The sequence below is a fragment of the Pseudobacter ginsenosidimutans genome, assembly GCF_007970185.1.
GTDB classification, from domain to species: Bacteria; Bacteroidota; Bacteroidia; order Chitinophagales; family Chitinophagaceae; genus Pseudobacter; species Pseudobacter ginsenosidimutans.
This window is the reverse complement of sequence record NZ_CP042431.1, coordinates 2,455,033-2,480,280: the sequence shown is the minus strand read 5'-3', so window position 1 is coordinate 2,480,280 and position 25,248 is coordinate 2,455,033. Positions and strand designations below refer to the sequence as shown.

Genomic DNA, 25,248 nt, shown 5'->3' with positions numbered 1-25,248 from the left:
TATGAACAAGGTCCGGTTTACAGAACGACAGTACATCGTCATCTTCATTTTCGTTACCTCACTTTTCATGCTTTGGGGCATTGCACATTCGATCAGTGATGTTTTGAACAAGCATTTCCAGAATGTGCTGGATGTTTCAAAAGCAGAATCGGGTTTGATCCAGATGTCTGTATTTGGTGCTTACTTCGTGATGAGCATACCTGCAGGACTTTTCATGAAACGCTTCGGATATAAGCCTGGCGTATTACTGGGATTGATCCTCTTTGCAGGTGGGACCTTTCTTTTTGTACCTGCCGCCAATGCAGGTTCATTCGGTTTTTTTCGCATAGCGCTCTTCATCCTGGGTTGCGGCATGGCCACACTCGAAACAGTGGCCCACCCTTTTGCAGCGGCACTGGGCGATCAACGCTCCAGCGACAGGCGCGTGAACTTTGCACAATCCTTCAATGCAGTAGGCGCCATCATTGGTCCGATCATCGGCACTTTTTTCCTGCTCAGGGCAACCAGCAGCAACCATGATGGAAACCTGGACCCGGTAAAATGGTTATACGTTGGCCTGGGTATCTTCATCCTCCTGGTAGCAGTGGCATTCCTGCTGGTAAAAGTGCCTTCGCTCGCCAATCCGCACGAAGCGCCAGCCGGCAGCGAAAGCGCCAATACAGATACGGCCCCCGATAAGCCATTGATCAAACACCGTCATTTTGTGTGGGCCGCCATCGCGCAATTCTTCAATGTAGCGGCACAGGCTGGCACCTGGGGATATTTCATCAACTACGGTCATGATGTGATGGGGTATAGTGATGAAAAAGCCGGCAGCTATCTCGCCGTGTTCATGGTGATGATGGCATTGGGAAGATTCATTGGCACCTACCTGATGAAATTCATTGCTCCCAATAAATTACTGGCAGCATTCACGATGGGCAGCATTATCGCCTGTATACTGGTTGCACAGAAATGGGGATGGGTGTCTTATGCAGCGCTGTTCTCCATCAACTTTTTCTTCAGTATCATGTTCCCCACTATTTTCAGTCTTGGACTGAAGAACCTGGGCAAACGCACACAACAGGCTTCCAGCTTTATTTCCATGGGAGTTGTTGGCGGAGCCGTTATGCCATACTTCATGGGCATGATAGCAGATAAAGATGTAGCTACTGCGTATTATCTTCCTATTGTTTGCTATTTCTTTATTTTCCTTTTTGCAGCGAAATATTATAAAGTAAGATATTGATGCTCTCAAATCAACAGGCCGGTCCGCTATGAGCAGACCGGCCTGTTGATTTTTTTACGTTATTTATTTTATCGCTTTTGCTGTTTTGATCAGCAGTTCTTTCGTTGCTTTGATGCCATCTTCGGCAGACAATCGATTTCCTTCATACTCGATACCGATTATTCCTTTGAAGCCGGAATCCTTAATGATTTTCATCATCCGCGGATAATCGGTTTCAATACAATTTCCTGCTGCATCGAAGTCGAATGTTTTAGCGCTTACTCCTTTGGCATAAGGCATCCACATTTCCGTACCCTTGTATTTATCGTACTCTTCAGCACATTGATTATTCTCATGACGGATGCAGAAATTTCCAAAGTCGGGCAGGATACCAACATTCTTCCTGTTCACGCCCTGCATTACCGAGAGGAGCCAATCGCCATCTGACGAATAACTTCCATGGTTCTCCACTATCACATTCATATTTGATTTGGCAGCAAACTCACCTAACCTGCTCAAGCCATCGATAGCGGCTTTCTTCACTTCATCACGGCTTCCCTTGCCATAAGCATTTACGCGGATGGTTTTGCATCCGAGATATTTGGCAGCATCCACCCATTTGTAATGGTTTTCGATGGCTTTGGTACGTTCAGCGTCATTGGTATTGCCCAGATCACCTTCTCCATCGATCATGATGAGGTGGTTCATTACATTATTGTCCCTGCAACGTTGCAGCAGTGCTGCCAGAAAGGTTTTATCGGTTGCTTTGTCTTTGAAAAATGAGTTCACATATTCAACGATGCCGATGTTGAAATTCTTTCGGGCCAGTACAGGGAAATCAAGCGCATCATATTTCTTACTGAAGAACTCTTTGTGGAGCGACCATTGTGCCAGAGAGATCTCGAAGAAAGGTTTTCCCGGCAATAAGCCGGCAAATGAAGGCATCACTGCAAAACCGGTTGCAGCAGCAGTAGTATTTTTCAGGAACTGACGACGGGTATTTTTCATATGATGATCATTTCAGGTTTTTTTTACTGACTCCTTCAAAAGTTATTTTCACAGGTTTGGTCTGTCCACGTGAGTAGCTAAGTTACAGGTCTCCGCCGGTAACTTTAAAAAAAGAAACCGGCGGAAACAGGAAGAAACAATATTATTATTTATCAAATGAAGGTGGCTCCTGTAATACGCCCCAGGAAATATCCGGTTTACCGGAAAGGGTGAATTGCATAGTACCGCCCTTGCAGAGGTCCGTCCAGGGAACCCATGTTGAATTCCACTTTTTTCCATTCACAAGGAGTTTGTGTACAAAAGGATCTTTTTCCGAGCCGCCGGTAATTGTCCATTTTTTCCTCCGCTTAAATGAACAATGATATTGGAGAAAGATGGACTGTTCAGCGAAAATCCGCCGTAACCAGGAATCATCGGGAATACGCCCATATTGGCAAACACATACCAGGCGCCCATGGCGCCGAGGTCGTCATTACCCGGAAGGCCATTGTCCCGGTTGCTGTATTGTTCTGTAATGATGCGGCGGATGAGCCACTGCGTCTTGTGCGGTTGTCCGGTCCAGTTATACGTCCATGGCGCCTGGAAGTCGGGCTCATTGCCGGCGGCAAACCAGTCCTGGTAATAGGTTGCATTCAGTTTGGTAAAGAGGGAGTCCAGGCGTTTTTCTGCAACGTACTTTCCTCCGATGGTATCGATGAGTGATTTGAGGTTGTAGGGGATCATCCAGAAATAACTGTTGTAGGTAGCTTCGCGCCAATCATCATTGAAATTCTTCCAGCTTCCGTCATTATTCCGGGAATTGAGCCAGGTTGTGGCTGGATTGTACAGGTTCTTCCAGGATTGGGCCTGCTTCATGTAACGCTGGTACAGTTTCTTGTCATTGAATGCCTGCAAGGCAAACTGACCGATGGCAAAATCTGCGGAAGTATATTCCAGTTGCATGGATGCATGCATGTATCCCTTTTCCAGGTATTGTTGCAGATGCGGTCTCGTTTCAATGTCCTGGCTTTTTGCACCGGGTTGCTCCGCACCTTTACGCATAATGGCCAGGGCTTTTCGTGTATCGAAATCTTTCACGCCAAATGCATAGGCGTTTGCCACCAGTATCGACGTGGGATCACCCTGCATGATACCAGTCTCGAAATTAGCCATCACCCAACGGGGAAAGCTGCCTCCGGAGCGCTCTGCGAACAACAGATGAGAAGTAACGATATCCTTCATTTGTTTCGGCGTAATGATACTGAGCAATTGCGCCTGTGTACGGTAAGTGTCCCAGTTGCTGAAGGCGGTGTAATATTCAAAATCTTTCGCTTTGTACACTTTTTTGTCTGATCCCAGATAATCGCCATTCACATCATTGAAGATGCTGGGATGGATGAGGGAATGATAGAGATGCGTATAGAACTGTATGGTACGATCTTCACCTGCTCCTGACACTTCGATCCTTCCCAGGTAATTGTTCCATGCCTTGTTTGTTGCCGCCGCCACCTGTTTGAAACTGAATCCGGGATTTTCTTTTGCGAGGTTCTCACGTGCATTGTCGAGAGACACATAGGAAATACTGAATTTGTATTGTACTCTTTTTTCCTTGCCGGTATTGAAAGTGAAATATGCGCCGGAATTTGCGCCACTGGCTGAAGTGGATGAAGCCATCAGCTGATTGCCAGACCAGGTGCCCGAACTGACCACAGGTCTGTCGAACTGAGCAACGAAATAGATTTTGTAGGGAGTGGATATACCGCAGAAAGTTCCTCCATCTGCATAACCTTCACAAGTGGTTGCACTGGTTATTCGGATATTGGCATCCGTTATGGCATTGGCATTGATGCCTGAACCAATGATGATGGTACCGCGGTTTTCCTTTTCCGGAAAACTGAATTGCGCCATGCCAGTTCGTTTGGTAACCGTCAACCGGCAATCTATATTGTCTACTTTTACATGATAGTATCCAGCTGCAGCACTGATATTGTCCATTTTTGGCTTGAAGCCTTTCATGTCGTTGGGCGATTGCCGGAGTTCACCGGTTCGGGGCAAAGAAGGGAAATTACCCATGTTAGGACATCCGGCTCCGCTCAGTTGATTCACCACAAAGCCTTTCTCCGGAGCAAAGAATGTAGGCGTGAACTGCACCATGCCAAACGGATAAGTGGCACCGGGAACAGTAAAACCCGCCTCAAACTGCAATTCTGTTTCACTCACACCTTTTCCCTTGTTGCCAATCAGGGTATTCACTTTTGCGGCATAATCCACTTTTTGGGGAAAAGCTCCCTGCCCACTTGTCAGTAACGCAAGAAGACCAAGCGATGACAAAAATTTCGATCTGAATTTGTAATACTTCATGTTCAACAACTTTATGGTCTATAACCATTAATATGTGTCGCCAGCATGCTGTTGCCACTACTCCTCCAACATTTTTTTAACATTTCCAGCTCCTATTGGCAAAGCTTTTGAATAAAACTAATCAAGACCGGGATAATATTCAGCAACTAAAAAGACAGGATATGAAAAAGAAAGAATTCAGAATCAATTTCCAAATGCCTATCAGGGGATCTGATATTGTTGTTCCGATGACAGCTATTGCCGAATTACATCACTCGGAGCCATACTACCTGTTAAGATCAATTGAGATCATTCCTGTAAAACAGGACAAGCCAAAAGGCGAGATCTTTATCCGCGAATTAAGGATCAAAGAGATAAAAGGAGAAAAAGAAAATATATGGGTCCACTGCGATACCGGACGGGAAAGCGAGTTATCCCGCAGCGCAGGACTGGCCATCGAAGCATCTGGTAAAAATCATACAGATTAGTAAAAGGAGCTTGTGAGCTCCTTTTACATTTATGTAACCTGGCATAAGATTTTTATTGAACAAATGCGAAAGCTCACAGGCAAACCTGGTTACGATGGGAAACAAATCTCTACCCCTTGATGCAGACAGGCAAAAGATCAGCAAAGCGCCTCTCTTTATCTCAATACTGTTACTGGCAATCCTTTCTGGTTGTTATTTTCTCATTCCACCTTTTCAAAATGCCATCCATGATGCTTACAAAGTATTGACCAGTGAGAATCCTGAGCGTATACGCGAATGGGTTAAACAGTTCGGATTCTCAGGCCCATTGATGCTTGTGGTAATGATGGTAGTGCAAATGTTCCTCTTCGTGATCCCGAATATACTGGTAATGATGGTGGCCATCACTTGTTATGGCCCTTTCTGGGGATCGGTGATCTCACTTGTTGGCGTTTTTGCATCATCCTCCTTCGGGTATATGATCGGCAGATATCTGGGGCGGGCAACAGTCAACCGGTTCATTGGAGTAAAAACCCAGGAGCGGATCAGCAACTTCATCAAAGACTATGGGGTACCAGCAATCGCCATTACAAGACTTTCATCTTTATCCAATGACTCTCTCAGCTTTGTAACCGGTATGTTGAGGATGAGCTATGTGAAATACATACTGGCTACACTTGGCGGCATCACACCGCTTATCGTGTTGCTGGCGCTTTATGGAAGAAATGGGAAAATAGAAAAAGCACTGATCTTGATTGCAGCGGTATCCATTGTTTTGCTCGTTGTTTATATCGTGCTGGATAAGCGAAAAAAGAAAAGGATAAGTGATCTAAATACAAGCAGCCATCGATAGTTTCTTAAATAAATGCTTTTTATTTAATTCTGATATTGCTGTTTTCATCTTAATTACCCTCTCAAACGACAGAAACGCCGGCACCAACTCATTCATTTTTATACCCAATAAACAATTACTGGCTACCGGGTCTCCAAGCGTAAATGGCTTTATACCATTCATAAGTTCAAACATATGAGTTTTGCTCTTATGCCCAAGAATATGTGCCAGATTTTCCTGGGTCAGATCAAAGGCTTTCAGCTTTTTCCGGATCAAGTTTTTACGTTTTTCAATAAACCCTTTCAGCCTCAGCAATCCTCTCTGCCTGCTCGCTTTCACTGAGCTGCTTTGAGGAGACAGTTTTTACCAAGGCTCCAGACTTTCTGCTCATACAGTTCAATTATTGAACGCAACTTTTCCCTTGTTCTTTTTAGTGCAGGGTTATCTTTTGACAATACCGGTAGCTTACGATCGCAAACTCACTGGAATGTACCCTGCCTGATGCATAATTTTCATTAACCTGATTTTAATTGTGCACAATCTAATTTTACACGATCTTTGTATCATCAATCATGAAAAACAAGGACACACTCACACTCGGCCACCAGGCATGTTTTCCCCTGTATGCATTATCAAGGGAAATCACCAATATATACAGGCCATTGCTGGATGACCTTGACCTGACCTATCCTCAATACCTCGTATTGATGGTGCTCTGGGAAAACGAGGCCCAGGCCGTGAACGAGATCGGTGAGAAACTGAAGTTGGACAGTGGCACACTCACGCCACTCCTTAAGAGGATGGAATCCAAGAAACTGATCACCCGAAAAAGAAAAGCCGACGACGAAAGATCAGTAGAGATAGCGCTTACCATATCAGGGAAAGCACTTAAAAAAGAGGCTTCCAAAATACCGGCCAAAATGATCAGCAGCCTCGGTATCTCAGAAGAAGAAATGAACCAGCTCAAAAGGATCACCAGTAAGATCCTGAACAAAATAAGCGACCGCGAAAAATAACCGCCAGCAACTGCAACTAACCTTCCTGTAAAATTCTATCCGGCTTCAGAACCTGGATCAACGCGCATCAGGATGCGCTATACCTGAATTATCCTTTCTATCAAATGCTATTCCGGAAGGGGCCGGAACAACAAACCATTGCTTACTGCGCCTTATCCCGCATACAAGTTTATCAACTTAAACAAGCATACATTATGGCATTACTTGAAAATCTCCAGTGGCGTTATGCTACTAAAAAATACGACCCGAATAAGAAAATAGCACAAGCTGACATCAACAATATCGTTGAAGCAGCGAGGCTTGCGCCTACTTCTTCCGGCCTTCAACAGTTCAGGATTATCGTGATCAGCAACCAGGAATTGAAAGAGAAGATCGTTCCTATTGCATATGGACAACAAATTGTTGCAGACGCTTCACACCTGCTGGTGTTTGCTGCCTGGGATCAATACACCGCAGAAAGGATCGATACCATTTACGATTACACTACAGATGAAAGAGGACTGCCCAGAGGCAGGTTCAACTCTTATACAGATAAGCTGAAAAACCTTTACCTGCAGCAATCACCCGACAAGAACTTCGAGCACACTGCAAGACAGGCTTATATCGGTCTCGGCCTTGCCATTGCCGCCGCCGCGGAATTGAAGATTGACAGCACTCCCATGGAAGGCTTCAACAATGAAGAACTGGACAAACTACTCAACCTTAAAGAAAAAGGATTGAAAAGTGTACTCATGCTACCCTTAGGACATAGGGACACGGAAGGCGACTGGCTGCTGAGCATGAAAAAGGTCAGGAATCCGAAAGAAGAATTTGCCATCGAGCTCTGAACACTACAACATACGGAGAATGAAGCGGGGTTTCTGTACTGAAATCCCGTTTTCTTTTAACGGACACTAACCAGTGATTGTAGCTATATTTGGTAGCATGAAAGCATTTGCGGCATTATTATTACTGGTTGTTCTTTCCACTAATACAAACGGACAAACAGTTTCCACACAAACACATGTAGACTTCGGCTATGTTGACTCCTCCTGGACTTTCAAGAGCGCAGGCCTCGGTGTGAAATTCCCGATCCCGAAAGGATGGTACTTCATGAACGGAGCCACCAACCCTCCATCCTATGTGAAAGTTGGTTCCAAACTCGTTCATATCATGGGCTACAACAAACCAATGCGTGTACCCATTGCTGATTTCAACAGGATCCACAATAATTCTATCGCAATTTTGTTCGCTTTTTCACAATTGCCGGACTCGGGAATTGTGATCAGGAAACCGCTTGATTATAATGCAGACAAAACATTTTCATTCGGCATCACCACCGCAACAGATACCAGCACTTATGCATTCCTGCGTTATACCTGTCTAAGATGCACAGACGAAAGCTTCAAAGAGATCTATACCGGCGAAGTAAAGATCGGGAACACTATATTCGATGGATACATCACAGGCGTTACAGATAAGAAAGGAAATAAGATGGGGCACTTTATTGGCGTCAAAAGGATCAGCAATCACTACCTGGTGCTGCAATTCAATTTTCCCGGCCCCGAAACTTTCGATAGTTACAAAGAATTCCTCAAAGACCTACAGGTGAAATAGATCCTCAAAAAAAATACCTGCTTCAATAGGAGCAGGTATTTTTTTTGCACTTTTTAATTTCTTACAAAAGCTTATCCAGCAGAACCTTCAATTCAGGGTCTGAAGGCCGCAATTCATTACCGGAAACAATTTTCCCTTTCGGATCAATCAGGATAAAACGGGGAATAGCGGCGATATTGAACTTCTTTATGAATTCCGATTCAAAATCTTTATCGGCGATTACCTGAATTCCTCCCAGGTTGTTCTCCCGAACATATTTTTCCCATTTTCCTTTATCAGCTTGCCTGTCCACTGAAAGACTTACGAACTGGATATTTTTATCGTGATAATCTTTTTCAATTTTCTGAAGGAAGGGGATCTCTGCTTTGCAGGGGCCGCACCAGGTTGCCCAAACATCGATGTACACGTATTTACCACGAAGGTCTTTCAGTGCCACTTTCCTGTTGTCTACATTTACATAATTGAAATCCGGGGCGGTGGCATTGGAAGCCATCATCTTATTGTTCTCATGGATTTGCTTCAATTCATTTTTCGCATTGCCATTGGTTACTAAAGCCATGAAAGTTTGATAGGCTTCATCACGGGCAGTTTCACTCTTCACCAGTTTCATCACCAGAGAGGTCAGATTATAGCTAAGATATTCTTTGATGAAGGGCTCTGTTATCTCCTGTTGAACCACTCGAAGCTTCACCAGATTTTGACCTTCATAACCCAGGGTTGTATCTGCCTTGTATTTGGTTGTACGCAACCTGGTGATCAGCTCTTCCATCCACTTGCGATAGGAACCGGAACGTTTGAATAAAGCAACCTCATTTGAGTTGCCTCCTTCCATTACTTTATCATCCAGTTTTGTTCTTTCTTCAGGCGACAGTTTTTTCAGGTACACCTTTTTGAATGCAGAATCGATGGCTTTTCCGAAATCAGGTGCGCCTTTTTTGGCTACCAGCACCTTTTCTACATTCGCCATGCCAATTGAGTCCATCCCATAATACAGGATATAATGTTTGAGCACATTGCGGGAATAATAATCCAGGTCTTTTGCTTTCAGTTCTTTTACGGCTGCATCCTGTTCTGCATCGATGGCAGTTTGGATATCCTTCTTAAAAGCATCCAGTTTTCCCAGGAATTCATCCGGTTCAATTACATAGGCAGCAAACAAATATTCTTTGCCATTCATGGGAATATACTTCGCCAGCGTTTCTTCCTTGTTATTCAGAAGATCATTGGTAAGTCCATAAGGATTCTTTTGCGCAAAGAGGCTGCCATTCGCCAGGAGCAGCAGGGCGATCAGTGATTGTTTCATGTTATACTTTTTTACTTATGATTCAATTCCATGGTGGGGTTGAACATTTGCACCCGCACAGGGATCTCGAATGTATAATTAGGACTATGGGGAGCCAGTGTGGCTTCCACCTGGCTATTTTCTTTATTGATCCTTTTTACCTCAGGCATCCGCCCTTCACGATCGAGCCTTTTCATATCGAACCACCTGAGACCGCTAAAAGCCAGTTCCCTCCTGCGTTCCGCAAAAACCTTGACCAACGCATCCTCACCGGAAGCAGCAGTCTGATCTGTATAATCAGCAGTTTTGATACGCTTCTTCCTGAGCATGTTCACGATGTCCATCGCTTCGTTGGGATGATTGTTCCTCGCCAGCAGTTCTGCCTTGGTCAGGTACATTTCAGGAAAACCGATACCGAAACTGTACCTTCCTGGCAAGGAAGCGCGGCCAAGCCCATCATTATTGGTAACGGTAAGGAAACTATACCGGATATCGGAGCTATTGAAATAGCTTTTGAGATCATCGGAATAGATCATGAATATGGGAGAACCGGAAACGGCGGCACGCTGCCATAGAACTTCAGGATTGAGATCATAAACCGGCATCTGTGCATCATCTGCATAAGAATTATAATCCAACAGGGCGTGAGGTGCTTCCAGTGCTTTATCCGTGTATGTGGCGGCGTTGGGGAAATCGCCCATATACAGATAGATACGACTGAGTAGTCCGGCAGCGGAATATTTCGTAACACGATACCTGTTCACATTGGAAGTGGGCAATACTTCAATTGCTGCCTTCACATCGGCAATGATGGCGTCCAATGTGGCTTTCAGGCTGGAGCGTGCAGGAATATTGTCCGTTACGTCAATGCTTGTGACCATCGGCATACCGGGATCTGTGCCTGCAGCAGCAGGATCGTAGGATTTGGCGAACACTGTCAATAGTTCCAGGTAATTGTTTGCACGGATCACTTTCGCTTCGGCAATTATTTTATCTTTTTCTTCTTTTGTTCCATCTGAAGCAGAGGGAACTCCTTTGATGATCACATTGGCATCGTAGATGCAACGATAGATCGGTCCCCAGATATCGGGACTTGCCTTCTCATTGATAGTAAGCATCGGTCTCCAATAATAGCCGTTAGCCGTGGGAGATTGATTCACTGCATCGATCTTATTGAAAACATCATCTGCAAAATCGAGCAGGTTGATGGGGAAGGTCTGCACCATGGTGGGTGAATTCAGCATTCCTTCATAGTCTGTCAGTTTCTCCGGGATCACCAGTCCCTTGGGCTTTACATCCAGGTATTTGTCGCAGGCAGTAAAAGATACCGCCATAAAAAGTATAAATATGAAAAGATTGTTCTTCATGTAATTCATTTTAGAAGGCAGTGGAAATGGTAATGCTGTAAAAAGGCTGGGTTTCCAGTGTGCGTGCGCCGGATACGCGGTCAATAGCATCAGGATCGATATCATTTCCGCTGAATGTATACCGGAAAAGATTCTGCGCCTGGAGACGTACCTGCGGATTGTTCAATCCCAGTTTTTTAAAGAATTCTCCTCTGGCATTGTAAGTAACAATGAGGTCTCTCAACCTGATATAATCCGCTTTACGGACAAACTGTGATGCATATTCGTAACCATACAAAGCATAGGATTGATAATAGCCGGGAGCAGCGCTGCTGGCCCTTACATAACCGGGGATATTGGTGAATTTCTCATCTCCTGTTTTTCGCCAGAAATTGGAAGACCCTGCCAGTGGGTTATTGGCGTAGAAACCGATATTGTTGGGATTGGGTTGCTCCACCCTCATTACGTGACCACCATAATACATGAACAGGAAGGAAACATCGAAAGCGCCGATGCTGAACTGGTTATTGAGGCCCAGTACATATTTCGGTGTGGTGGTACCGTTATAGATCAGGTCATCCTTGGTTACGTCCACTTGTGCATTTCCATAAAATGCAAGGATCTTCTGATTGCCTTTTTTATCGTATACGAATGGTTGGCCCATTGAGTTCAGTCCACCGTAATTGTAGCTGTACAGCGCGTTCATGGGAAGTCCCTGAACAAATAGAGCCCCGCTGGTGATCAGTTGCGAGTTGTTGTACTCAGTGGCTTTTACGGCCAGCACTTTGTTATTATTGAAAGAGCTGGTCACCTGCAAACGCCATTCAAATCCTCTTTTCTTAACCAGCTGGCTGCTGATCAGGAATTCCAGACCACTGTTACGGATAGACGCAGTATTGGCATTGTACTGATTGAACCCGGTAGTAGGATCTGCATCGAGATTACCGAAAACATCTGTACTTCTCTTTATGTAATAATCCACAGAGCCGGAGATCCTGTTGCTCCACAAAGTATAGTCGATACCGAAATTGTAGTTCTGTGTGGTTTCCCATCGGAGGGACTGATTTTCGGGAGTGAGCACGTCATTGAATGCAAGCGGTGTATTCAGCACCGTATTCAGACCTGTGGAGAGGATCAGGAAAGCACCGTTATTGCTGCTGGGCACATTCCCGTTGAAACCAGTAGCTGCACGGACCTGCAGATTCTTTGCCCAGTTCCAGTCTTTCGCGAATTCCTCTTCGCTCAATCGCCAGTTAACACCGGCAGACCAAAGAGGTTTGTATTTGTATTTCGGATCCACGCCAAAAAGGTTCGACTGATCGATACGGAAACTACCGGTCAATACATATTTGCCGCGATAGATATAAGTTCCCTGTCCGTAGTACGACATAAACCTGTTGTCGATTTCCTTTTCATTGAAATAATCTGTACTTCTGAACCGGGGGATGGAAAAGCCCAGTTCTTCATATGGAGAAGTGGTTGTTGCATTCAGCGCAGACATATTGATAGGCTTGCTGATAAGCGTTTGTCCATCGTAACCGAAGAAGGAAGTTTTATAAGATTCCGTAAGGGTTTGTTTCCTTTCAAGACCAAGGATACCGGAGATATCGTGATCACCGAACCTCTGGTTCAGGTTGAGCTGCACCCGTGCTGTGTAATTGGTTACACGCTGATTGGTCTTCATCAGGATATTCCCTTTGGGCATATTGGTGAAGAGTGCCCTGCCCGTCACGGGATCTTTCTGCGCCATGGCAGACACCAGTGTGCGGGTATTGTAAGCGTCTTCCGTTTGCAGTTGGTCCAGGATGGTGCTCTGGTTCTCATAATTGCCGCCCAGGTCCATATTCAACCAGTTGGTGAACTTCACATTGAACCTTCCCTGGAAGCGGGCTGCGGAGCCTTTGTTCGTGTTCGTATTTCCATACAGTTCCTTGTAAGGATAATACCATTGGTCGTACAGGCCTGCGGCTAACAGTGCATCGTTCTTGTCTTTGGTGATGGCGCGGGAAATATAGTCGCGGCCCGGATCCAGAGAAACTGCCAATGCTTTTCCATTTTCATCCGTGAGGCGTTCATAAGGGAAGAAATCGGAATAAGCCGGTGTTTTTCCGCTAACATCTTTGAGATGCAGATAAGTTCCCCTGAAATCGAATTTCAGCCAATCCGTGAATTTGAAAGTATTGGCCAGGTTGAGGATGATCTGTTTGTTTTCAGACCTGCGATTCACCGGCGTTTCGGCAATATAATTCACACCCATCATGTACGTGCTCCTGTCTGTGCCACCGCTTACATCCACGTTGAGATTGGTGGTCTGACGATTCTGATAGTAAAGTCGCTCATAATCTTTGAGATTATCATAAGAACCGAGTGCGGCCAGTTTCTGATTCACCTGCTCATCTGTGAGAAGTGGATTGGAAACAGACAGTTGTGTTTTTCCGAACATGATCTCTTCCACCGGATTCATTTTGTAATAGCCCCAGTCGTAGAGCAGGAAAGAGGTTTGTGCAATATTGAAATTCTCTTTTTGCAGTTGGACGAATTCACTGGCAGGAGCATATTTCAGGTAACTGAAATCCGGTTTCGGCTGAAACGCCTGAGTGGCACGCACATTGAAGACCGGCTTTCCGGATTTTCCCCGGCGTGTTTCCACCACAATAACGCCATTGGATGCACGAACACCGTAAATGGAGGCAGCGGCAGCATCGCGCAGCACGCTAACCGATACAATATCCAGCGGATTGATAGTACGCAGATCGATTTCTGTAGGAAAGCCATCCAGCACGATCAATGGTTTTTTCACCGCATCGAAAGTGGAAACGCCCCTGATGGTGAGTTCACCGGTCTGTCCGTTATACACCAGGCCCGGCACTTTACCTTCCAGGCTTTCCAGGAAATTACCTGTTACAGCCGTGCGTTGCTGATACTCTTTCTCAGACATCACAGAAGCCGCACCTGTCATCTGGTAGGTAGGGATCTTCTGATACCCTGTGCTCAGCGACACTTCCACAACAGATAATTGACTGTCTGTTCTTGACAGGCTGATCGTCATCCTGCCTGCAACGTATTGAGCAGGTGTTACAATTACCGTCCTGGAATCATGACCGATAAAAGAGATATTCAATACATCTCCCGATTTTACATTCAGGCTCACCGCACCTTCTGCATCCGTAACGCCAGACAGTTTGCTGTTCCTGACGGAAACAGTAGCGCCGGCTAATGGATTACCGGCAGAATCAGTGATGCGGATCTTTATCGGAGCCTGCATTGCTTCATCCTGACTGATCATGACAGGCGTGTATCCTTTGGAAGCTGGTACAGGCTTGCGGGACAGCACGATGGTCTTTCCCTGGATATTATATTCAATAGGTTGATTTTTCAGAATGGCGCCAAGGAAATCCTGCAAAGGCATGTCCTGCGCATTGATAGAAACCGGCCTGGCTGAAGAAATGACCTGCTCATTGTACAGCACTACAAATCCGGTTTGTTTTTTGATAACGGTGAAGATTTGTTTCAGCGGGATGTTTTTTGCAGACATTGTAATACTCTGCGCGGGACTTTCAGCATGCACTGAAAGGAAAGCAGCGAAGAGTAAAAAAGTAACCATACGCATAATTCTCAGCATTTGAGCCGATAGCAGGAATGCGGAGCCCCGGGCATTCCAGCCACCCATAGCAGTTTTTTGCATAAATTGTGAACAGTTTTGGTTGTTTAGAATTGGTACTCACACCATTTGGATCAGCCATAACATTCGCCGGAAGTGTTCGCCCACTTCCGGTTTTTCGTTTCAGGCTGCCCAGCGTTTTTCTATTTTTGTTTTAGTTGTTGATTGCTGTTTTCTTGTTTAGGTTCAATGGCGGTTAAGGCAGTATGATCAGTTTTCTTCCTTCCAATCTATAATGGACATCCAGCTTTTCCAAAATGAACATCAATTTGTTCAACGGAATATCTTTGGACATCTCTCCGGTCACAGGAATATCAGGAATGCCTTTTTCATAAATCACTTCAATCTCATACCATCTTTCTATCTGGCGTAAGATCTCTTCCAGTTTCAATCCTTCGAAATTGAAAAAACCATTTTTCCATGCCATCACTTTTTCCAGGTCTACTTCCTTTGCAACCCTGATACCGCTATTCACCTGTGCCTGTTCACCTGGTTTGATGATCACCGATTCCGCTCCTTTCCTCACACGTATCGATCCTTCCAGCAAGGTGGTGTTCATGCTGTTCTCATTGTTGTAGGAATTGATATTGAAATGCGTTCCCAGCACTTCCACTTCGGTTTGATTGTTCACACTCACACGGAATGGCAATTTGGAATTGCGGGCTACTTCAAAATAGGTTTCGCCGGTTACTTCCACGCGTCTTTCCTTTCCGGTGAAACTGGTAGGATAGCGGATAGAGCTTGCAGCATTCAACCAAACCTGCGTGCCGTCAGGCAATCGCAACTGGAACTGTCTTCCTCTGGGGGTTGACATGGTATTGAACACTACATCTTTTCCATTCCCTTCATAGAGCAGGGTTCCATTCACTACTTTAGCCATTGCGCCTCCCTGCAAAGCCACCACGCCATTTTTAATGGTATCCAGCAGCACCTGCGAGCCGTCTGCCAGGGTAAGCAATGCACCCTGCCTGCCGGGGAGCACTTCTTCCGATTGCGAAACAACCACCGGTTTTTCCACTTTTTTATTACCTAACAGGAAATAAGTTCCTATTCCCGCCAGTACCAGCACAGAAGCTGCAGCAGTCCAAAGCAGGCGACGGATACGTCCCGTTTTTTTATTTACTGCAGGCTGCACATCAATACCAGACTGAGTTTGGGAAAGAACCCGGCTCGCCAGGAACTCCCATTGTTCTGGTTTGTAATCAGCTGCAGGAGGACTGTTCAGCACTATCCTGTTAAAAGCTGCGGCCACCGCTTCACTTTCTTCTTCATGCAGCAATAATTCCTGCAACTCGTCGGTTTCCGGCTGCAACAATGTATCATTGAGATAGCCGGTGACTAAATAGACAATCCTTGAATTCTCCATTGATGTTTTTTTCTGGCAAAGCTTTGTTGATGATGGGCGACAGGTAAGGTTCTACTATTTCAAGACCGGGCTTTTTGAATTCAGGACTAAAGCACCCGGAACTTTTTTAGAAAATAATAGGAAAGGATAGAAAAGTGGACAATCCGTTCTTACGAATATACAGGCGGATATCTTTCAAAGCCTTTACCAGCTGGTTCTTGACGGTACTTTCACTGAGCTGTAGTTTTTCAGCGATCTGCGGAAGACTGAGCTGTTCTTCCCTGCTGAGTATGTAGACCTGGCGACATGCAGGACTGAGCAGCTCAACAGCATTCGTGACCAGGCGTGCTGTTTCCTTGAGTGCGATCTGCTCCTCCGGAGTCAGCGGATCCTGGCTCCGCTGTCTGATGGCTTTTTCCATCAACCGGTTCTGCCTCGCCAGCTTCTGCATGTAAGTAGTGGCTTCATTGGAAACGATCCTTACAATATATGCTTTGGGATTTTCTACATCTGCCAGTTTCCCGCGGTGTTTCCAGAGTCGGAGAAATACTTCCTGGAGGATCTCTGCCGGATCATGTAAACCGGATACCAGTTTCACCACGAAAGGCAGTAGCATTTTGTTATAGGCATGAAATAATACGCGGAATGCATCTTCATCTCCAAGCGCAATGCGCCTGAACAATTCCCGGTCCTGGTATAGCTGGTCAGTAGTCAATGAAAGAAAACCTGTTTACCTGTATCAGCTACAATATTAAATAAAAATGGTGACCGGCGGCAAGGAACCTTTTACTGATTGGCCCCTCCATTCACCAGTAAGTGCTGCCCATTCACGAATGAAGACAGATCGCTTGCAAAGAACTCGGCAATATTTGCCACATCTTCCACTTCTGCCAATCTTCCCATTGGGCAACTATCGGTCAGGGATCTTCTAAGTTCAGGATAACTGTCCGCTTCTGTAAAGATACCGGAATGATCCACTGCAAATGGAATAATGGAATTGACCGTTACCCCACGATGACCGATCTCCTTCGCCAATACATCCACTATGTACCTCGGTGTGGTTTTGCTGCCGCCATACACTGCCATACCAGGAACAGGAAAAGAAGTAGTACTGCTGGCGATGTAAATGATCCTTCCTTTGTCTTCCACCTGCAAAGCGGCTTGTTGCATGGTAAAATAAGCTCCTTTGGTATTGATGGAAAACAACCTGTCGAATTGCTCTTCCGTGAAGGTGGTTACCGGTGTTTCCACCATCTCGATACCGGCATTGGCCACTACGATATCGATCTTTCCAAATGCCTGTTTCACTTCATCAAACAGTCTTTTGATATCAGCCACCTTGCTGACATCGGCCTGCACAGCAATTACGCGGGCGCCCATCGCTTTGATATTCTTTTCCACTTCTTCCGCCGCCGCAGCATCTTTGGAATAATTCAAAACAATTGATGCGCCCAACGCGGCATATCGCTCTGCTATGGCTTTACCCAATCCGCGTACTGACCCGGTTATGAGAGCAACTTTGTTCTTTAAGGAGTTCATACAACTTTTTTTTGTTTGAATTGATAACACAAAGTTGAACCAGGAGATGGAGGTAACACGTACAAGGATGATCGCAATAATTACAAATTTCTATTGCACTGATTGTTTACGATATTCCGCCGGGCTTTGATGGGTGTGTTTCCTGAAGTAATTACTGAAATGAGAGGCTTCCAGGAAACCGAGGCGGCTGGCAACTTCTTTGATGCTGACCTGTTTGTTTTGCAACATCACTTTAGCTTCTGTAATGGTCTTGTCTGCAATCCATGCGCTGACAGTCTTTCCCGTTTTGCTGCTGATAACGCTGCTGAGGTAGTTCACATGCAGGAACTGTTTATCGGCATAGTCCTGCACCCTCAACTGTGTATCAGTCTTTCCTCCCGCCAGATCCCTGAAATGCTGTTCCAGGTTCTGTTTGAAAGTCCTTACGATCTGTGAGCTTCGATTACCTTCATAAATAGGATTGTAATCCTGGAAGAAATATTCCCTGATCTTAAAAAGAAGAGACACCAGCATGCTGCCGATAAGCTTGTTCCTGTAAGGTGAGTTGGAAGAATATTCCCGGTGAATGATCTGGTAAAGTTCTTCGATTGCCCTGAACTGTTCAGGCATCAATACACGCGGCTCTACAGTTTCTGTAAGGAGAAAAGAGAAATCGTTGTATATATCAGAGTGTACCTGTTCTTTGAGAAATGCTTCGGTGAAAACGATCAGGCAGGTATCGTTGAGCTGATGCCATTCAAAACTACGCAGGTTCCCCGGATTGGTGAAGTAAACGGTACGGGGCTGCATATTGAATTGCAGATCATCGATGGTATATTTTCCGAAGGCTTCCCTGATGAAAAGAAAGCTGAAGAAATCAGGACGATAACGTACAGAAGTAAGCGGAAGGTTCTTCATGATCTCCTGCAGGTAAAGGATCGAGAAGCCGTCACGGGAATCGATTTGCTCATGGCTCAATCCCATGAGATCATATAATTCATTCAGATCTTTTACTACAAGCGTATTGGAAGACATGAGACTAAATTAGGCAATTACTGTAAAAGAAGAATGGCTGCCCGGGGTACAGGCAGCCATCACTTTCCTCAGGTATCATCTAAGCCATGGCGCCATTGATGCCGATGGTTTGTCCACTTATCCATTTTGCTTCATCACCTGCCAGGAATACCACCACTTTGGCAATATCATCCGGCTCACCGATGCGGTTGAAAGCGTTGAGTGAAGCGAGGCGACTGATCAGTTCTGCGGACTTCCCTTGTGTGAACAGCTCAGTATTCACTGGTCCGGGCAGAACAGCATTCACCGTAATGCCACGTGCTCCCATTTCTTTAGCAAACACACGGGTCATTTGTTCAACAGCTCCTTTGGTAGCCACATAAGTTCCATAGCCTGGCAACATCAGGCGGGTGGTACTGCTGGAGAAATTGATGATGGTGCCTTTATCGGCCAGTTTGGTGGCGGCTTCCCGGAGAGTATTGAAAGTGCCGCGAACATTCACATCGAACTGTTGTGTGAACTCTTCATCAGTAGTATCTTTCAGCAGTTTGGTGATCATGATGCCAGCATTATTCACCAGCACATCGATCCTTCCATAATGTGCAATCGCTTCATCGAAGAGCCTGCTTACATCAGCAGACTTGCTCACGTCTGCCTGCAATGCGATGGCATCGCCACCGGCAGCTTTGATCTCTTCCACAGTCTTTTCTGCCTCTGCTTTTCCGCCGGCATAATTAACGATCAGTTTTGCTCCGCCTTTTGCCAGTTCCTTTGCAACTGATGCGCCTATTCCGCGGGATGCGCCGGTTACCAGGATCACTTTGTTATTCAGAGTACTCATATTATTTGTTTGATTTGATAGCACAAAGTTGAGCTATTACCGGATAAACGAACATACAAGAATTACAGCAAGAGTTGCAAAAATCCCTGAATTGGAAGAAAAGTGTAAAAATGGAACAGGGATTCCAATCATGGAATCCCTGTTCAGTATTGATACATCATTGCTGATTATTTACCCCAGACCGTCAGCACTGCTTTCCGGCGGGACTGATTTTTGGTATCGTACCAGAATGTGATCTTATCGATCCGGCGACGGCTACCAGTAAGATCGATCACTCTGGAAGAGCTGCCACTACGGAAATTCTTGCGAAGGTCAACCTCCTGCGTACCTCCATTTTCAAAGTAGATGGTAGCGCGGTACATATTGAGTGAGCCACCATTTACTGCAATTCGGATCTGTTTGTATACATCGCGTCCTGAAATGTTCATTACATCACGTTCCATTCTGTAGTTCACTCTTTTTTCACCCAGCACTTCCCATTTTGCCGGTGGCTCTGCAGAAGCCGTTTTGGAAGAGGAACATCCTGCAACAAATATCATTATCACGGTCAGCGCGGAGAGGAAGTATTGCTTATTCATAAAATCAATTTTATATTCTGACTTCTGCACGAAAAAAAGGTTTACCGCATTTTTTCAGATCCTCCTTTGTTAAGAAAACTTTCAGAATTGGTTTAAGAACAAAAAGCCCGTGGATTGCTCCACAGGCCTTTTTATCTGCATCAAAGGTTACCACTTATTTCACCCAGAGATTCCAGTTATTATCGAACTTGTACCATTTTCCATCTGAGCCTTCCCATTTCCATTCCGGTACTTCACTCCATGTATTGCCATCTGTGCTCCATACAAGTTTACCCTCATGTATCTTCAGCCATTTACCATCTTTATCGGCCCAGGCGCCATCGCTTACTGCTTCCCATTTCTTACCATCGATACTCCACCAGAGACCTGCTTTTTTATCCAGTTTGTACCAATAAGTTTTACCATCCTTCATTCCGGGCCAGGTTCCTGTTTTGGATTTCATCCAATCAGTTTTGGAATCGATAGTGGTTGGCATGTTTGAATAGCTGCTGCTGATCAGCACAACTGGCAGGCAGAGCGCCAGTATCAAAATTGACTTTTTCATTTTTCCAGTATTTAAAGTTTGTTATCATTTAAGCGATGAAAGGATCAACAATGGCGAGTACTGCATCCTTTGTGAGAGGTTCGTCGAATGCCTCAGATGCAGCAGCCACTGAAATGCCTGTATTGCCAATGTTCACAATGTTGGCGCCCGCCTGTGTAGTTAGATCTTCACCATTGTAACTGGCCTGTACTGCTGCACCGATACCACCGGTATCCTTTCCTGTGATCCAGGGCTTGATGGTGGTATTGTTCAGCAGCGCCCTCCGCATACTTCGGATATGTGAAGCATGACGCGCCTCTGCAGAATGTATTTGTAAAGCGGCGGTGAGGATATCATTATTCTCCATTAGTTCACCTGCCTGTCCTTTATATGCGCGCACTCCGGTATCTTCAAATGTTTGAGCTACTGCCAGGAAGAGTGCATAATTGGTGAAGACATCTTTGAAAGGCCCGTTGTTACTACCATTGCCGGCAGAGAAGTCGAAGGTTGGTTTGGCTACAGGTGTTGAGCCCAGTTGTGTGATCACAGTCTTCAGTAATGTCACATGCGCGTTTTCGTGATCGCGAATGGTTGTGATGGCTGCTAATGGCGGACCTGCAGGGATTGGAGCAGTTGCTACCCCTTTGGTATAAAATTCGGCTTCCAGGTATTCCAGCGTGAGTGCAAATTGAAGAACCCCTACAACGCTGGCCGTATCACGACCATAAGCTTTTTTGAACAGACTGCCCAGGGCCAGCGGCAGGGCTGTAAGCGCCAGTGCGCGGCCCGTCCGGGCAAACTGTTGCATGGTCTTCCTCCTGGTATCCATTCTTTCATATATTTCAGGGTCCACTTTTTCTATATTTCTGATCATATCAAAGAAGTTCATGGTATTGAATTTAAGAGGTGGGTAGATTGGATGCATTGATCTTTGTTTTGAGGAATGCTGAAGCAGTTCTTAAAACTTCCGCAGGAGATTTGGCAAGGTCCAGGCCCTGCGCATCCACCACGGTGTTGTCAGCAAAACTGCCATTGCTCAACAGGTCCCGGATATATCCTGCATGACGCGCTTCTACTGAAACGATCTTACCGGCCAGTTCGAGATAAGCTTTTGTAGTGATGAGCTTTCCCGCGCCATTGTAGGCAGCTACTCCAAGGTCTTCAAAAGCTTTGGCTGTATTCAGCACGCTGGTTCGGCTGGAAAAATCCACTTTTGAAAAATCAACCTGCAGTGATCCGATGGCATTGCCGGCGAGTGCGGCCCTGAAGAACTCCCGGTGTGCCACTTCATGATCGCGGATATCCGTCAGCAGCGCCAGCTCCGAAGCTGAAATACCGGTATACTGCGATGCAATCACCTGAGTGTAGAATGCGGCTTCCAGTTGCTCTAACGCATATGCATAGTTGAGAATTCCAATATCGCCACCACCGAGATTCACTCCTGTGTTATCGTCATCATCTTTATCACAGGATGTCAATAGAGCAGAAGCTCCTGCAACAGAAGCCGCGAAACCCATATAAGTAAGGAATTTCCTTCTGCCTACCTGTTGGGGCAATATGAACCCCTCACTGCCATTTTCAGGCAGTTGCCATTTTTCTTTTTGCATGATTACATTTTAGCAGGTTAACAATAGAACTGTGGTAAACCCTTTGAAGGCAGATTGGAATAATTGGTAACTAAAATAGGTACGCGTGGTAAAAGAATAAAGTTTTAGTCTCAGGATATTTTTCGATAATTATTTTTCAGCTGTTCACTTTTCCAAAAACGAACATCTGATCAAGCGTGGGATCGATGCTTCCACCCGAAGGCTCAAGCGTTACAGCATAGGCCTGCGCACGAGCAATGGAAGGGAACTTGCAGTAAGGCATGCAATCATTCAACAAGCCTGCATTCACGGGCTTTCCATTCACGATAGCCCAGAGTTGATATTGTTTCCCTGCGGGTGCAGCGGGGAGAGAATTACTCACCAGCAACAACTGTTTGCCGGCATTATCCATCAGTAAAGTAGATTGAAATTTTCCTTTGCCCGCAACAGCATCCATTACAATTCTGGATGAGCCGGAGCTTGTTGCTTTATTCAGATCATCACCAAAGCTGATCAGCTTTGCCTGGACCAGGTTGTTTTGCACAAGCAGACTTTGCTGCTCTTCCTGCAATACCAGTACATTTTTCTTTTCTGTCCGATACTTCCTATAAAGGACCATGTTAAGTATTACACTGGAAGTCAGCAGGATCAATGAGGCCGCCACCAGATATTTGTACAACCGGCCGCCAGTAATGATTCCCGATATGCCGTTATTCATTCCAAGCTCTTCTTGAATAGTGGCAAATATCTGTTCTTTCACTTTTGCAGGAACGGGTGTTGCAGCAGGCGTTGATACACCATGCAACCATTCTTCTGCATGATGGATGGCATTTTCTACTTCGGGGTAAATGCGGCGTAACCGGTCAAGTTCCTGTTTTTCTTCATCACCAGCGATGCCTAGCAGGTAGCTTTCAATGATGCCGCTTTGTATGTATGCATGTATGTCCACTCTTTTACCTGATCTGTTTTTTTAATAACAGGATAGCAGTGCGCATCCTGGTTTTGACTGTGCCCAATGGCAATTTCAATATTTCAGCAATCTCTTCCTGGGTATAACCCTGGAAATATGATAACTCGATCAGCACTTTGTACTCCGCTTTCAGCGATTGTATCAGCCTTCGCAAACCTGCGTCTTCAGAAGGATGTGGCGACTTGTCCGGCAGGAATGTATATTCATTTACGGAATAACGCTGCTTTTTGGTTTGCCATTCTTTTCTTCTTGTAGCATCAATAGCAGCATTCCGGGCAATATTGAACATCCAGGTGAACAACCTTCCTTTGGTTGCGTCATACTGTTCTATCTGTTTCCAGATCTTGATAAAAACTTCCTGCAGAACATCGCCTGCTGCTTCTTCATCCTGTAAAATATCCATGATAACGCCGTTCAGCGCTGCCGAATAATGATCGTATAAATAACCAAAAGCCTTACCAATACGCATTTTGAGTGCATCCACGAGCTCCTGCTCGGAATATGTATATGCCTCTTTCAATCGTAGGTTGATAACATTTGCGCTTCATATACGCCTCACAGAAGAAGAAAGATTTATTTTGTAGATAAAATCTGTCGGATTTCGGAATTTAACTTTTCAACAGCGTGTCACATGCTGTATTTTCGGTAATCCTTTATCATAAATCAACTTATTCTATGCCCCGCAATATTTTTTTGATCAGTGCATTGCTGCTTTTTCAGTTTGCTGCTATTGCACAGGTGAAAGAGCCGGCCATCACCAATACAGAGTGGACCAAACCTTATCCAGCCTTTCGCATCGCAGGTAATCTATACTATGTGGGCACTTATGATCTCGCCTGTTACCTGATCACCACCAGTAACGGACATATCCTCATCAATACAGGATCTGCCGCCTCACTGCCGCTGATCAGCTCGGGTGTTGAAAAACTGGGATTCAAGATGAAGGATATCCGCATACTGCTCACCAATCAGGCACACTATGATCACACAGGCGCCATGGCTGCCATCAAAAAACTCACAGGCGCAAAATTGATGGTGAATGCAAAAGATTCAGGCGTGATGACTGACGGAGGACGTTCAGATTATGAACTGGGCAAACTCGGAACCAGCTTTGCTCCTGTTGTTCCGGACAGTGTGCTGCAAGACAGGGACACTATCCGCCTTGGAGAAACCAAACTGGTAATGCTGCATCATCCCGGTCATACAAAAGGATCTGCCAGTTATTTATTGGATGTAAAAGACGAAAACAGAACATACCGGGTACTGATCGCAAACTTACCCACCATCATTTCCGACAGGAAGTTCAGTGAAATACACAGCTATCCGCGCATCGCTTCAGACTTTGCCTATACACTTAAAAAAATGAAACAACTGAATTTCGATATCTGGGTGGCTGCACATGCGAGTCAATTCGATCTTCACACCAAACACAAGCCTGGCCAGCCATACAACCCCACTGCCTTTGAAGACCGTAAAGGTTATGATGCAGCATTGAAAGAGCTGCAGGATTCATATGATAAAAAGATAAAGAAGAATTAAGGAAATACCCGCTGCCATCTGCCGGGATAATACACCACAATCCCATCTTTGTCGAGCTCCAGTACAGCGGCATACCCGCCGTCTATATTTTCATATTTATAGAAACGATCGTCGATATTGGTATAACTCTGTTGCATAGGGTAGAATTCTCCTTCCGGGAGTTTGAAATACAGAACTGTTATTTCCCTTGTTGCTCCCCTGGGCATCTCCAGCCTCCTGACAGGTAATGTATTGGTGAAGGGAGTCAGTGATATATCGATATCTGTACAATCTTTCAGTGTGACCAGTGCCTTTCCATCCTTATCGAACCAGCCATCCGGTTTCTTTTCAAAGAACAGTTCAACAGATTCATCACTCTTCATCATTACAGAAACGGATTGCACCTCCCACTGCAGGTTCAGATGCAGGATATAAGAAGCATAGTATGGTTTTCCTTCTTCTTCACCCGTGATATGTCCACGCACAATGATGCTTTCGCCCCGGACCAGCTCCATATATTCCGTGGTGTTACTGTAACAACCCTTCCACACAACTGTTTTCTTTTTCATAGGCTCCTGTTTCAGATAGTGCTGTTGGCATAAATATTATGCCTGCATTTAC

At 45.3% G+C, this 25,248-nt stretch carries 25 protein-coding genes; 7 read left to right on the top strand and 18 right to left on the bottom strand.

All coding sequences use genetic code 11. The annotated features are described in order from the left end of the window. Position 1: 1 nt before the first annotated feature. Entirely contained in the window at positions 2-1,228 is a 1,227-nt protein-coding gene (gene fucP, locus FSB84_RS10215) for an L-fucose:H+ symporter permease (protein ID WP_130541659.1), read from the top strand. 63 nt (positions 1,229-1,291) lie between these two features. Here fucP and FSB84_RS10210 read toward each other — a convergent pair whose 3' ends face one another. Further along, entirely contained in the window at positions 1,292-2,215 is a 924-nt protein-coding gene (locus tag FSB84_RS10210; RefSeq protein WP_130541660.1) for a sugar phosphate isomerase/epimerase family protein, read from the bottom strand. A 279-nt stretch (positions 2,216-2,494) separates the two neighbouring features. Next, positions 2,495-4,555: a GH92 family glycosyl hydrolase gene (locus FSB84_RS10205; protein WP_262713801.1), complete on the bottom strand. Its 2,061-nt coding sequence runs from the start codon at positions 4,553-4,555 to the stop codon at positions 2,495-2,497. Positions 4,556-4,716: 161 nt separating this feature from the next. Between FSB84_RS10205 and FSB84_RS10200 the strand changes: the two genes are divergently transcribed. Beyond that, complete coding sequence (locus FSB84_RS10200; protein WP_130541662.1) at positions 4,717-5,022, top strand: hypothetical protein; 306 nt, start codon at positions 4,717-4,719, stop codon at positions 5,020-5,022. 94 nt (positions 5,023-5,116) lie between these two features. Next, positions 5,117-5,854 carry a TVP38/TMEM64 family protein gene (locus tag FSB84_RS10195; RefSeq protein WP_130541663.1) on the top strand — a complete coding sequence of 246 codons (738 nt, stop codon included), beginning with the start codon at positions 5,117-5,119 and terminating at the stop codon, positions 5,852-5,854. Here the strand turns inward: FSB84_RS10195 and FSB84_RS10190 are convergent. Continuing rightward, a complete protein-coding gene (locus tag FSB84_RS10190; protein WP_130541664.1) occupies positions 5,831-6,172 on the bottom strand; it encodes a hypothetical protein in 342 nt (113 codons plus the stop codon). The two genes, FSB84_RS10195 and FSB84_RS10190, sit on opposite strands and share 24 nt — an antisense overlap. A gap of 233 nt (positions 6,173-6,405) precedes the next feature. Here FSB84_RS10190 and FSB84_RS10185 point away from each other — a divergent pair, with 233 nt between their 5' ends. From FSB84_RS10185 to FSB84_RS10175, 3 genes are all read left to right on the top strand, one after another. Further along, positions 6,406-6,849: a MarR family winged helix-turn-helix transcriptional regulator gene (locus FSB84_RS10185; protein ID WP_130541665.1), complete on the top strand. Its 444-nt coding sequence runs from the start codon at positions 6,406-6,408 to the stop codon at positions 6,847-6,849. 194 nt (positions 6,850-7,043) lie between these two features. Further along, complete coding sequence (locus tag FSB84_RS10180) at positions 7,044-7,676, top strand: NAD(P)H-dependent oxidoreductase (protein ID WP_130541666.1); 633 nt, start codon at positions 7,044-7,046, stop codon at positions 7,674-7,676. A gap of 97 nt (positions 7,677-7,773) precedes the next feature. Beyond that, entirely contained in the window at positions 7,774-8,445 is a 672-nt protein-coding gene (locus FSB84_RS10175) for a hypothetical protein (RefSeq protein ID WP_130541667.1), read from the top strand. Between the two features lie 61 nt (positions 8,446-8,506). Here FSB84_RS10175 and FSB84_RS10170 read toward each other — a convergent pair whose 3' ends face one another. The 14 genes from FSB84_RS10170 to FSB84_RS10105 form a co-directional block, all read right to left on the bottom strand. Further along, entirely contained in the window at positions 8,507-9,748 is a 1,242-nt protein-coding gene (locus FSB84_RS10170) for a TlpA family protein disulfide reductase (RefSeq protein ID WP_207234264.1), read from the bottom strand. A gap of 11 nt (positions 9,749-9,759) precedes the next feature. Beyond that, positions 9,760-11,094 carry a RagB/SusD family nutrient uptake outer membrane protein gene (locus tag FSB84_RS10165; protein ID WP_158643832.1) on the bottom strand — a complete coding sequence of 445 codons (1,335 nt, stop codon included), beginning with the start codon at positions 11,092-11,094 and terminating at the stop codon, positions 9,760-9,762. Positions 11,095-11,104: 10 nt separating this feature from the next. After that, positions 11,105-14,758, bottom strand: a complete 3,654-nt coding sequence (locus FSB84_RS10160; protein WP_130541669.1) for a SusC/RagA family TonB-linked outer membrane protein — start codon at positions 14,756-14,758, stop codon at positions 11,105-11,107. 172 nt (positions 14,759-14,930) lie between these two features. Next, the gene (locus FSB84_RS10155; RefSeq protein ID WP_130541670.1) at positions 14,931-16,100 is read right to left on the bottom strand and encodes a FecR family protein; all 1,170 of its coding nucleotides are present in this window, start codon (positions 16,098-16,100) and stop codon (positions 14,931-14,933) included. 106 nt (positions 16,101-16,206) lie between these two features. Continuing rightward, positions 16,207-16,794, bottom strand: a complete 588-nt coding sequence (locus tag FSB84_RS10150; protein ID WP_130541671.1) for an RNA polymerase sigma factor — start codon at positions 16,792-16,794, stop codon at positions 16,207-16,209. A 71-nt stretch (positions 16,795-16,865) separates the two neighbouring features. Then, the gene (locus FSB84_RS10145) at positions 16,866-17,618 is read right to left on the bottom strand and encodes an SDR family oxidoreductase (protein ID WP_130541672.1); all 753 of its coding nucleotides are present in this window, start codon (positions 17,616-17,618) and stop codon (positions 16,866-16,868) included. A 90-nt stretch (positions 17,619-17,708) separates the two neighbouring features. Then, a complete protein-coding gene (locus FSB84_RS10140) occupies positions 17,709-18,632 on the bottom strand; it encodes a helix-turn-helix domain-containing protein (protein ID WP_130541673.1) in 924 nt (307 codons plus the stop codon). A 79-nt stretch (positions 18,633-18,711) separates the two neighbouring features. Next, positions 18,712-19,452: an SDR family oxidoreductase gene (locus tag FSB84_RS10135; protein WP_130541674.1), complete on the bottom strand. Its 741-nt coding sequence runs from the start codon at positions 19,450-19,452 to the stop codon at positions 18,712-18,714. 167 nt (positions 19,453-19,619) lie between these two features. Continuing rightward, entirely contained in the window at positions 19,620-20,030 is a 411-nt protein-coding gene (locus FSB84_RS10130; RefSeq protein ID WP_130541675.1) for a DUF2541 family protein, read from the bottom strand. A gap of 154 nt (positions 20,031-20,184) precedes the next feature. After that, positions 20,185-20,574: a hypothetical protein gene (locus tag FSB84_RS10125; RefSeq protein ID WP_130541676.1), complete on the bottom strand. Its 390-nt coding sequence runs from the start codon at positions 20,572-20,574 to the stop codon at positions 20,185-20,187. Between the two features lie 28 nt (positions 20,575-20,602). Then, positions 20,603-21,478: a ferritin-like domain-containing protein gene (locus tag FSB84_RS10120; RefSeq protein WP_225980040.1), complete on the bottom strand. Its 876-nt coding sequence runs from the start codon at positions 21,476-21,478 to the stop codon at positions 20,603-20,605. After that, on the bottom strand, positions 21,453-22,160 hold the full coding sequence (locus FSB84_RS10115; RefSeq protein WP_130541677.1) for a ferritin-like domain-containing protein: 708 nt from the start codon (positions 22,158-22,160) through the stop codon (positions 21,453-21,455). Before FSB84_RS10115 ends, FSB84_RS10120 begins: the two co-directional genes overlap by 26 nt. A gap of 136 nt (positions 22,161-22,296) precedes the next feature. Next, positions 22,297-23,088 carry an anti-sigma factor gene (locus FSB84_RS10110; protein ID WP_130541678.1) on the bottom strand — a complete coding sequence of 264 codons (792 nt, stop codon included), beginning with the start codon at positions 23,086-23,088 and terminating at the stop codon, positions 22,297-22,299. A 4-nt stretch (positions 23,089-23,092) separates the two neighbouring features. Next, positions 23,093-23,629, bottom strand: a complete 537-nt coding sequence (locus FSB84_RS10105; RefSeq protein WP_225980039.1) for an RNA polymerase sigma factor — start codon at positions 23,627-23,629, stop codon at positions 23,093-23,095. 155 nt (positions 23,630-23,784) lie between these two features. Between FSB84_RS10105 and bla the strand changes: the two genes are divergently transcribed. Continuing rightward, the gene (gene bla / locus FSB84_RS10100) at positions 23,785-24,648 is read left to right on the top strand and encodes a subclass B3 metallo-beta-lactamase (protein WP_130541679.1); all 864 of its coding nucleotides are present in this window, start codon (positions 23,785-23,787) and stop codon (positions 24,646-24,648) included. Here the strand turns inward: bla and FSB84_RS10095 are convergent. Further along, positions 24,645-25,196 carry a putative glycolipid-binding domain-containing protein gene (locus tag FSB84_RS10095; protein WP_130541680.1) on the bottom strand — a complete coding sequence of 184 codons (552 nt, stop codon included), beginning with the start codon at positions 25,194-25,196 and terminating at the stop codon, positions 24,645-24,647. The two genes, bla and FSB84_RS10095, sit on opposite strands and share 4 nt — an antisense overlap. Between the last annotated feature and the right edge of the window lie 52 nt (positions 25,197-25,248).

Coding starts and splice junctions, on each gene's coding strand:
- fucP (WP_130541659.1), top strand. CDS start 2: ATGAACAAGGTCCGGTTTACAGAACGACAGTACATCGTCATCTTCATT.
- FSB84_RS10210 (WP_130541660.1), bottom strand. CDS start 2,215: ATGAAAAATACCCGTCGTCAGTTCCTGAAAAATACTACTGCTGCTGCA.
- FSB84_RS10205 (WP_262713801.1), bottom strand. CDS start 4,555: ATGAAGTATTACAAATTCAGATCGAAATTTTTGTCATCGCTTGGTCTT.
- FSB84_RS10200 (WP_130541662.1), top strand. CDS start 4,717: ATGAAAAAGAAAGAATTCAGAATCAATTTCCAAATGCCTATCAGGGGA.
- FSB84_RS10195 (WP_130541663.1), top strand. CDS start 5,117: ATGGGAAACAAATCTCTACCCCTTGATGCAGACAGGCAAAAGATCAGC.
- FSB84_RS10185 (WP_130541665.1), top strand. CDS start 6,406: ATGAAAAACAAGGACACACTCACACTCGGCCACCAGGCATGTTTTCCC.
- FSB84_RS10180 (WP_130541666.1), top strand. CDS start 7,044: ATGGCATTACTTGAAAATCTCCAGTGGCGTTATGCTACTAAAAAATAC.
- FSB84_RS10175 (WP_130541667.1), top strand. CDS start 7,774: ATGAAAGCATTTGCGGCATTATTATTACTGGTTGTTCTTTCCACTAAT.
- FSB84_RS10170 (WP_207234264.1), bottom strand. CDS start 9,748: ATGAAACAATCACTGATCGCCCTGCTGCTCCTGGCGAATGGCAGCCTC.
- FSB84_RS10165 (WP_158643832.1), bottom strand. CDS start 11,094: ATGAAGAACAATCTTTTCATATTTATACTTTTTATGGCGGTATCTTTT.
- FSB84_RS10160 (WP_130541669.1), bottom strand. CDS start 14,758: ATGCAAAAAACTGCTATGGGTGGCTGGAATGCCCGGGGCTCCGCATTC.
- FSB84_RS10155 (WP_130541670.1), bottom strand. CDS start 16,100: ATGGAGAATTCAAGGATTGTCTATTTAGTCACCGGCTATCTCAATGAT.
- FSB84_RS10145 (WP_130541672.1), bottom strand. CDS start 17,618: ATGAACTCCTTAAAGAACAAAGTTGCTCTCATAACCGGGTCAGTACGC.
- FSB84_RS10140 (WP_130541673.1), bottom strand. CDS start 18,632: ATGTCTTCCAATACGCTTGTAGTAAAAGATCTGAATGAATTATATGAT.
- FSB84_RS10135 (WP_130541674.1), bottom strand. CDS start 19,452: ATGAGTACTCTGAATAACAAAGTGATCCTGGTAACCGGCGCATCCCGC.
- FSB84_RS10130 (WP_130541675.1), bottom strand. CDS start 20,030: ATGAATAAGCAATACTTCCTCTCCGCGCTGACCGTGATAATGATATTT.
- FSB84_RS10125 (WP_130541676.1), bottom strand. CDS start 20,574: ATGAAAAAGTCAATTTTGATACTGGCGCTCTGCCTGCCAGTTGTGCTG.
- FSB84_RS10120 (WP_225980040.1), bottom strand. CDS start 21,478: ATGCATCCAATCTACCCACCTCTTAAATTCAATACCATGAACTTCTTT.
- FSB84_RS10115 (WP_130541677.1), bottom strand. CDS start 22,160: ATGCAAAAAGAAAAATGGCAACTGCCTGAAAATGGCAGTGAGGGGTTC.
- bla (WP_130541679.1), top strand. CDS start 23,785: ATGCCCCGCAATATTTTTTTGATCAGTGCATTGCTGCTTTTTCAGTTT.
- FSB84_RS10095 (WP_130541680.1), bottom strand. CDS start 25,196: ATGAAAAAGAAAACAGTTGTGTGGAAGGGTTGTTACAGTAACACCACG.